The sequence below is a fragment of the Flavobacterium sp. genome, from assembly GCF_044377315.1.
Lineage (GTDB): Bacteria > Bacteroidota > Bacteroidia > Flavobacteriales > Flavobacteriaceae > Flavobacterium.
The window spans coordinates 96,676-105,057 of sequence record NZ_JBILJG010000004.1 but is presented as its reverse complement, the minus strand read 5'-3'; the positions used below and the strand labels follow the sequence as shown (position 1 = coordinate 105,057).

Sequence of the window (8,382 nt, the reverse complement as noted above, 5' to 3'; positions counted from 1 at the left end):
AGAAGAAGACGAATATTTAGAGCTTTTAAAAGGCGAAAATATAACAGACAAAACCAATCTTTTTGAAGGAATTGACACATCATGGAACCGAGTAAATGGCGGAAATGCAATTGGTGAAATCTTAAATGCAGTGGAGAAAAATTTTGATTTTAAAAATCCATCAGCGAGTATTCAAGAGTTAGTAAAAGCGTATAATTTGATTCAAAAATTAGACAATCAACATTGGAAAACGGTTAAAACCGAAGAAATCAAAAAGATTATTGCTGCTTGTTCAGGTTTGTATTTAGAAGCTGTTGCCGAAAGTCAAAGTGTTACTACTGGAAATTCTATCAAAGTAAAATTGGAAGCTATCAATAGAAGTTCGGTGCCAATGAAATGGAAATCTACAAACTCTTTTCCTGAAAATGAGGAAGACTTTATTTCAATTGATTTAAAAAATAATACTCTATATAATAATAGTTTAACTTTAGAAGTTCCTGATAATGTGAATTATACTTCACCATATTGGCTAAAAGAAAAAGGAATGGTAGGCATGTATCGTGTGGACGAACAGCAAAATATTGGAATTCCAGATGTATTACGTCAAGCGAAAGTTGCTTTTGAAATCGAAATTAATGGTGTTACGATTCCTTTTGAACGCTATATTGTTTACAAATACAATGACGATGTAAAAGGAGAAGTTTACCAACCGCTTGATGTTATTCCGGCAGTAACTTCTGCAATTACTGAAAAAGTTTATGTTTTTAATTCTTCAAAATCGCAAACGGTGACAGTTAAAATAAAAGCTGGAAAAGAAAATGTAAATGGTAAGATTGAGTTAGAGATCCCAGCTAATTGGTCGGTTTCGCCAAAAGAAATTCCTTTTAAGTTAACCAAAAAAGACGAAGAACAATTGGCCGTTTTTAGCGTCTCACCATCAAAAGAAGCTAGTGAAATTGTAATTAAAAGCAAAATAACGGTTGATAATCAGGTTTTTGATAATGAAAAAATTGAAATAAATTATTCACATATTTACAAGCAAATTGTTCTAAAACCATCTGAAGCAAAAGCATTTAAAGTTGATATTAAAATTAAAAATGAAAAAATCGCTTATATCATGGGCGCTGGTGATGAAGTTCCTAAAAGTTTAAAACAAATGGGTTACGAAGTCGAAATCATCAAACCAGAAGAAATTTCGGCAACAAGACTGCTAAATTTTGATGTGGTTATGACCGGAATTCGTGCCTACAATACTGTTTCCGAATTGGCATTTAAACAATCTATTTTATTAGATTTTGTCAAAAATGGAAAAACCATGATAGTGCAATACAATACACTTGATGATTTGGTAACTCCAACAATTGCACCTTACTTGTTAAAAATTTCACGTGATAGAGTAACCGAAGAAAATGCAGAAGTTCGATTTTTAGCACCTGAACATCCAATTTTGAATTATCCAAACAAAATAACGGAAAGCGATTTTAATGGTTGGAAACAAGAGCAAGGTTTGTATTATCCGAACGAATGGGATAAAAATTTCACTGCAATTTTATCTGCCAATGATAAAGGTGAAAAGCCTAAAGATGGAGCAATTTTGGTAGCCAAATACGGAAAAGGAAATTATATTTATACAGGTTTGAGTTTCTTCAGAGAATTGCCAGAAGGCGTAATTGGAGCTTATAGATTAATGGCAAATATGATTTCGATAGGAAAATAGTATGGAAACACCAAAAAAATACCGTTGGAAAAATAGTTACACTTGGTTGTTGGTAATGAATGGCCTTTACATCATTATCTTTTTTATTTTAATGCAAATATTCTCTTAACTTATGCAACAACTTGATTGGATAATACTTTCGGCAACGTTACTTTTTATTGTTTTTTATGGTGTTTATAAAACAAAAGGTAGTAAAAATGTACAAGATTACATTCTAGGAAACAAAGAAACCAATTGGTTTACCGTTGGTATTTCTGTTATGGCGACTCAAGCTAGTGCGATTACATTTTTATCAACACCAGGGCAAGCCTATCATGACGGAATGGGATTTGTGCAATTCTATTTTGGTTTGCCGATAGCAATGGTTGTCATTTGTTTCACTTTTATCCCAATTTACCATCGATTAAAGGTTTACACGGCTTATGAATATCTTGAACAGAGATTTGACTTAAAAACGCGTTCATTGGCTTCAATTTTATTTCTAATTCAAAGAGGATTAGGAACGGGATTGACAATTTATGCACCGGCTATTATTCTTTCAACATTATTAGGTTGGAATTTGACTTTGATGATTGTTGTTATTGGAATTTTGGTAATTATTTATACCTTTTCAGGGGGAACAAAAGCGGTAAATGTTACACAAAAACAGCAAATGTTTGTCATCATGTCCGGAATGTTTATCACTTTTTTCTTGATTTTGCATTTGTTGCCCAACGATATGACTTTTAGTAATGCCTTGCATATAGCAGGTGCTAACGATAAAATGAATATTCTCGATTTTTCTTTTGATCCTGAAAGCAGGTATACTTTTTGGAGTGGAATTACAGGTGGATTTTTCTTGATGCTTTCTTATTTTGGAACCGATCAATCGCAAGTTGGTCGTTATCTTTCTGGAAAATCTGTAAAGGAAAGTCAGATGGGATTGATTATGAATGGATTTTTGAAAGTTCCTATGCAGTTTTTTATCTTGCTTACAGGCGTAATGGTTTTTGTTTTTTTTCAATTTAACCCTGTTCCATTAAACTTTAATCCGAATAATAAAATTGCAATCAATAAATCAAAATACAAAACAGAATATGAAGTTTTAGAGAAAAAGTTGGTGAAACTTTCTGAAGAAAAGAAAGAAATCAATTTGATTTATATTGACCATTTAAATCAAAATTATGACAATCCAATTTTGAGAAAAGAATTGGTCGGTATTTCCAATAAAGAAAATGAATTACGAGATGAAGCACGCGAGATAATTTCTAAAGCCGATGAAAAAGCCGAAACCAATGATAAGGATTATGTTTTTATTCATTTTATTCTAAATTATTTGCCACAAGGATTAATAGGTTTGTTATTAGCTGTAATACTTTCGGCAGCAATGTCATCAACAGCTTCTGGTTTAAATGCATTGGCAGCCACAACAGCTGTTGATTTATACAAAAGAAATGTAAAAGGCGAAAAATCGGAAAAGCATTATGTAAATGCAACCAAATATTTTACTTTGCTTTGGGGAATTATTGCTATTCTTTTTGCGTGCTTTGGAACCTTATTTGAAAATCTTATTCAATTAGTAAATATTGTTGGTTCCATATTTTACGGAACCGTTTTGGGAATTTTCTTGGTTGGATTTTATGTAAAATATGTAAAAGCAAATGCCATTTTTTTTGGAGCTACAATTAGTCAATTTACTATTTTTTACATCTATTATTTAGACATTGTAAGCTTTCTTTGGTTGAATTTTATTGGGGCAATGCTAACGTTGATTTTGTCAATTATTTTTCAATTTTTTATTTTCAGAAATAAAGAAGTAACTCTTTAAAATAAAAATACCACAAACAAGAAAGTTTAGTTTCTCATTTGTGGAATTCTATTTTAAGTAAAAAATTACTTTTTACTCCATTCAGCGATGCTGTCATTATTCATTTTTACATAATCATTGTTTTTAGCTTCTGTAGCCGCTACTAACGATAATTTTGCAGTTTCAATTGCACCTTTTTTATCACCTAATTTCGCTTGAATTAAAGATTTTAAACGGTTGTACCAAAAAGGTTTGTCTTTGTTCAATTCTAATGCTTTGTTGATATAAGTCAATGCCTTGTTTAAGTCGCCATTAGATTGATAAAAATATTGAGCAGATGAAAAATAATCGCCAGCCGTTGGACCTGCTAATACTTTGTCAATACTAGCTAAAGCAGTTTTTTGTGTTGGAACTTCAAATTTTATTGAAACCATCGTTTTTTCCCAAGAAATGTCAAGTGTTGCACTATCATTAGTTATGTTGTTTATTGCCATAGTAAATGTTTCTACATTGTTTCCTAAAGCAATTGGATTAACATTTGTTCTTGCTGCCACATCTTTTTCATCCCAATTTTCTGGTAAACCCCAATTATCATTGGTTACATAAAAATCAACTTCCCACATGTCTGCTTTTGGAATTGTGAAAATAGCGTATTTTCCTTTCTTTAGTGTTGTACCATTAATAATTACATCTTCACTAAATGAAACTGTAGAATTAGCATTTGCACCAGTTCTCCACAGTTCTCCAAATGGAACTAAATTGCCAAATACAGTTCTTCCTTTTGCACTTGGTCTAGAATATTCAACTGTCACATCGGTTAGCCCAACTACTTGTGTAAGAACAGATTTAGGGCTTGCTTGAGGTGTTTTTACTTGTGCTTCAATTGCGAAATTTGCTATTACAAAAGCAAATAAATAGATAATTTTTTTCATAGTTATAAGTTTTATTGTTTCAAAATTACGAATTGTATTTTCTTCAAATGTTAATTTAAACTTAAATTGAAAATATTTTGTTTAACATATTTAAAATATTATTAAACAATTTGTACTTTTACATAAAAATAAAATGAAAATATACACATTACATAGTAAACAGAATTTACCAATTTCTCTAGACGAAGCTTGGGAATTTTTGTCAAATCCTAAGAATTTGAAGGTAATTACTCCAGAATACATGGGTTTTAAAACACTTTCAGGAGATGATAGGGAAATGTTTCCTGGGCAAATTATTCAATATATAGTAACTCCTGTTTTGGGAATTCCGATGAAATGGGTTACCGAAATCACGCATGTAAAAGATAAAAAATATTTTGTTGATGAACAACGTTTTGGACCTTACGATTTATGGCATCACAAACATTTTCTAAAAGAAATTGCTGGCGGTGTTGAAATGGAAGATATTGTTGACTATAAAGTTCCGATGGGAATTATTGGTCAATTGGTACATCCGTTTTTGGTTAAGCCAAAATTGAATGAAATTTTTGAGTTTAGAAGAAAAAAACTTATCGAACTTTTTGGAGAATTTAAAGGTTAAAAATATGAAAAATATACTATTAATTGGCGGTTCCTACGGAATTGGATTAGCAATTGCTAAAGAGCTTCAATATGAAAATAAGGTTTTTATAGCTTCAAGAACATATGAAAATATTGCTGATATGAACGTTACTCATATTCAGTTTGATGCTACAACAGATACTTTGGATATGTCAAAATTGCCTGAAGCAATAGATGGATTAGTTTATTGCCCAGGAAGTATAAATTTGCGACCTTTCAAAGGCTTGAAGCTAGAAGTATTTGAACAAGATTTACAAATTAATTTTATTAGTTTGGTCAAAGTGATTCAATCTATTTTACCCAATTTAGTAGCTTCTAATCAATCGAGTATTGTATTATTTAGCTCAGTTGCAGCAAGCATGGGTATGCCTTTTCATACATCGGTGGCCGCAGCCAAAGGAGCAATTGAAGGATTTGCAAAAGCATTAGCCGCTGAATATGCTCCTAAAATTAGAGTGAATGTAATTGCGCCTTCATTAACCGATACACCCTTGGCAGACAAGTTTTTGAATAATGATGTAAAAAGAGAAAAATCAGCAGAAAGACATCCGCTAAAACGAGTAGGAACTTCAGACGATATGGCACAAATAGCTAGTTTTTTATTAAGTTCAAAAAGCAGTTGGATTTCAGGGCAAGTTTTTCATGTTGATGGCGGAATGTCAACATTGTTGGTTAATCAATAACAATAACAATTGCAAAAATCAATTGCAATCTAAAGTAACAATTTAAAAATTGAATTTTGAATTTGATTTTTGATATTGACATTGAATTTAGTATGAATATTTTTTGGTTTAGAAGAGATTTAAGAATAGATGATAATGTTGGGCTTTTTCATGCTTTGAATGGTGGAGAAGATGTTTTGCCTATTTTTATTTTTGATGATTCGATTTTATCACAATTGCCAAAAAATGATGCTCGAGTAACTTTCATTCACCAACAACTTTCAACTATTCAATTTGAATTGGGAAAAAAAGGAAAATCATTAGCTGTTTTTCACGGAAAACCTTTTGATATTTTTACCAAATTAATTACTGAAAATAAAATAAATAAAGTTTATACCAATCACGATTATGAACCTTATGCTAGAAAAAGAGATTTAGAGTTATTTTACCTTTTTAAAGGACATTCAATTGAATTCAAAACCAGCAAAGATCAAGTTCTTTTTGAAAAAAGCGAAGTGGTAAAAGGCGATGGAACTCCTTATGTAGTTTATACACCGTATTCAAATAAATGGAAAGAAAATTTTAAAAAAATACATTTAGTTCATTATAGTTCTGAAGATTTATTGGATAAAATTAGCGCTCATTCTTATCCGTTTTTAAGTTTATTACAAATAGGATTTGAAAAATCGTCAATTCAAGTTTCACCATTTGATGTTTCTTCAAATTTGATTGATAATTACGAAGCAACACGAAATTTTCCAGCTCTAAACAAAACTTCTTATTTGGGAATTTATTTAAGATTTGGAGGAGTTTCCATTAGAAAAATTGTGGCAAAAGCATTAGAAAGTAAAAACGAAACTTTTTTGAAAGAATTGATTTGGAGAGAATTTTTTATGCAAATTTTATGGCATTTTCCACACACAAGTAAATCTTGTTTTAGACCAAAATATGATGAAATAAAATGGGAAAATAATGAAGATTTATTTAAAAAATGGTGTGAAGGAAAAACAGGTTATCCTTTTGTAGATGCTGGAATGCGTGAACTTAATGCAACAGGTCACATGCACAATAGAGTTCGAATGATTGTAGCCAGTTTTTTATGCAAACATTTATTGATTGATTGGCGTTGGGGCGAAACGTATTTTGCTACAAAACTTTTAGATTATGAGCAAGCAAGTAATATAGGTAATTGGCAGTGGGCAGCAGGCAGTGGGGTAGATGCAGCTCCGTATTTCAGGATTTTTAATCCAACTGAGCAGATAAAAAAGTTTGATAAAGACTTAAAATACATCAAAAAATGGATTCCAGAATTGGAAACTTTTGAGTATCCAAAACCAATTGTAGATCACAAAGAAGCTAGAGAAAAGTGTTTGAGAGTTTATAAAGTAGCTGTAGGTTAATCATGCTTACCATTATAATACAAATGCCATTTTCCTTGTACTTTCATCACTTGTTCGATAACGTCACGAACAGCACCTTTTCCACCATTTTTATGTGAAATATAATTTGAAATTTCTTTGATTTCAGGACTTGCATCTTGTGGACAAGTTGGTAAGCCTACTAATTGCATCACATGAAAATCAGGAATATCATCGCCCATGTATAAAATAGTTGATGGTTTTATGTTGTATAATTCGGTGTATTCTTTGAAAGTTTCAACTTTGTCAGGTGTGCCTAAATGAATATCGGTTATGCCTAAGTTTCTTAGTCTAATGCGAACACCTTCGTTGCTTCCACCAGAAATTATGCAGACATTATAACCGCTTTCGAGAGCTGCTTTCATAGCAAACCCATCACGAATATGCATTTCGCGAAGCATTTCACCAGTTGGAGAAACGTGAACAGTTCCATCAGTCAAAACACCATCTATATCAAAAATAAAAGTGGTGATGTGATTCATAATTTCTTTATAACTTTTTGCCATGGTCAATTATAGATTTGGTTAGCAATTTATAAATTTCTTTCTGATTTTCATCGGTTAGAATTACTAAATGTTTATTTAATGTTGCGGTATCATTTCGTTTTGCAGGGCCAGTTTGTGCATCATCTGGCAACAGAAGTTCCACTTTTTTTGCAGTTTCGAGTATAAGAGGCTTCAAAATCTCGAATGGAACTTTTTGTTCAAGACAAATATCGCTTCCAAGTTTGTACAAATGATTTACAAAATTGGAAACAAAAACAGCTGCGACATGCAATGATTTTCTTTGGTCAGAATCAATTTCAAAGACTTTGTCAGAAACGCTTGTAGCAAGTTCATTTAAAATTTTTAAATCAGATTCGTTTTCCGCTTCTAAGCATAAAGGCACTTGTTTAAAATCCACTTCTTTTTTCTTAGACAATGTTTGTAACGGGTAAAAAACTGCTTTTCTATTGAAATCGCTAAGTTCATTCATAGCAACACTTCCCGAAGTATGTGCGACTAATTTATTTGAAAAAATAATTTGCTTTGAAACTTCATTTATGGCTTCATCAGAAACAGAAATAATGTACAAATCGGCTTCTTTTAGCTTAGAAAAATCATTTGTGATTTGTTTAGAATCGAGTAGGTGAGTAAGGTTGCTTTTGTTTCTAGCATAAGCCTGAATTACAGTCACAGCTCCACTTTTGGCAAAAGCCTTGATAAGATGTTGCCCAACATTTCCAGAACCTATTATTACTACTTTTATCATTTGGTAAAAATAATAA

8 protein-coding genes are annotated in these 8,382 nt (G+C 31.5%); 5 read left to right on the top strand and 3 right to left on the bottom strand.

What is annotated here, in order from left to right; genetic code table 11:
• Positions 1–1,696, top strand: a 1,696-nt coding sequence (locus ACIQ66_RS02465) for an LmbE family protein (protein ID WP_396211224.1), incomplete at its 5' end; no start/stop codon positions are given.
• A gap of 112 nt (positions 1,697–1,808) precedes the next feature.
• The gene (locus tag ACIQ66_RS02460; RefSeq protein ID WP_396211223.1) at positions 1,809–3,503 is read left to right on the top strand and encodes a sodium:solute symporter; all 1,695 of its coding nucleotides are present in this window, start codon (positions 1,809–1,811) and stop codon (positions 3,501–3,503) included.
• A 65-nt stretch (positions 3,504–3,568) separates the two neighbouring features.
• On the opposite strand, the gene ACIQ66_RS02455 is transcribed toward ACIQ66_RS02460, so the two are convergent.
• Positions 3,569–4,414, bottom strand: a complete 846-nt coding sequence (locus tag ACIQ66_RS02455; RefSeq protein WP_396211222.1) for a DUF2911 domain-containing protein — start codon at positions 4,412–4,414, stop codon at positions 3,569–3,571.
• Positions 4,415–4,547: 133 nt separating this feature from the next.
• Here ACIQ66_RS02455 and ACIQ66_RS02450 point away from each other — a divergent pair, with 133 nt between their 5' ends.
• The 3 genes from ACIQ66_RS02450 (at position 4,548) to ACIQ66_RS02440 (ending at position 7,097) form a co-directional block, all read left to right on the top strand.
• Positions 4,548–5,015, top strand: a complete 468-nt coding sequence (locus ACIQ66_RS02450) for a cell division inhibitor (protein WP_396211221.1) — start codon at positions 4,548–4,550, stop codon at positions 5,013–5,015.
• Positions 5,016–5,019: 4 nt separating this feature from the next.
• Entirely contained in the window at positions 5,020–5,718 is a 699-nt protein-coding gene (locus tag ACIQ66_RS02445) for an SDR family NAD(P)-dependent oxidoreductase (RefSeq protein ID WP_396211220.1), read from the top strand.
• A 92-nt stretch (positions 5,719–5,810) separates the two neighbouring features.
• Positions 5,811–7,097, top strand: coding sequence for a cryptochrome/photolyase family protein (locus tag ACIQ66_RS02440; RefSeq protein WP_396211227.1), 1,287 nt, complete (start codon positions 5,811–5,813; stop codon positions 7,095–7,097).
• Here the strand turns inward: ACIQ66_RS02440 and ACIQ66_RS02435 are convergent.
• Together ACIQ66_RS02435 and ACIQ66_RS02430 are read right to left on the bottom strand one after the other, a co-directional pair.
• Positions 7,094–7,621, bottom strand: a complete 528-nt coding sequence (locus ACIQ66_RS02435) for a KdsC family phosphatase (protein WP_396211219.1) — start codon at positions 7,619–7,621, stop codon at positions 7,094–7,096. The two genes, ACIQ66_RS02440 and ACIQ66_RS02435, sit on opposite strands and share 4 nt — an antisense overlap.
• Entirely contained in the window at positions 7,605–8,366 is a 762-nt protein-coding gene (locus ACIQ66_RS02430; RefSeq protein WP_396211218.1) for a Rossmann-like and DUF2520 domain-containing protein, read from the bottom strand. Before ACIQ66_RS02430 ends, ACIQ66_RS02435 begins: the two co-directional genes overlap by 17 nt.
• Between the last annotated feature and the right edge of the window lie 16 nt (positions 8,367–8,382).

Coding starts and splice junctions, on each gene's coding strand:
- ACIQ66_RS02455 (WP_396211222.1), bottom strand. CDS start 4,414: ATGAAAAAAATTATCTATTTATTTGCTTTTGTAATAGCAAATTTCGCA.
- ACIQ66_RS02460 (WP_396211223.1), top strand. CDS start 1,809: ATGCAACAACTTGATTGGATAATACTTTCGGCAACGTTACTTTTTATT.
- ACIQ66_RS02450 (WP_396211221.1), top strand. CDS start 4,548: ATGAAAATATACACATTACATAGTAAACAGAATTTACCAATTTCTCTA.
- ACIQ66_RS02435 (WP_396211219.1), bottom strand. CDS start 7,621: ATGGCAAAAAGTTATAAAGAAATTATGAATCACATCACCACTTTTATT.
- ACIQ66_RS02445 (WP_396211220.1), top strand. CDS start 5,020: ATGAAAAATATACTATTAATTGGCGGTTCCTACGGAATTGGATTAGCA.
- ACIQ66_RS02430 (WP_396211218.1), bottom strand. CDS start 8,366: ATGATAAAAGTAGTAATAATAGGTTCTGGAAATGTTGGGCAACATCTT.
- ACIQ66_RS02440 (WP_396211227.1), top strand. CDS start 5,811: ATGAATATTTTTTGGTTTAGAAGAGATTTAAGAATAGATGATAATGTT.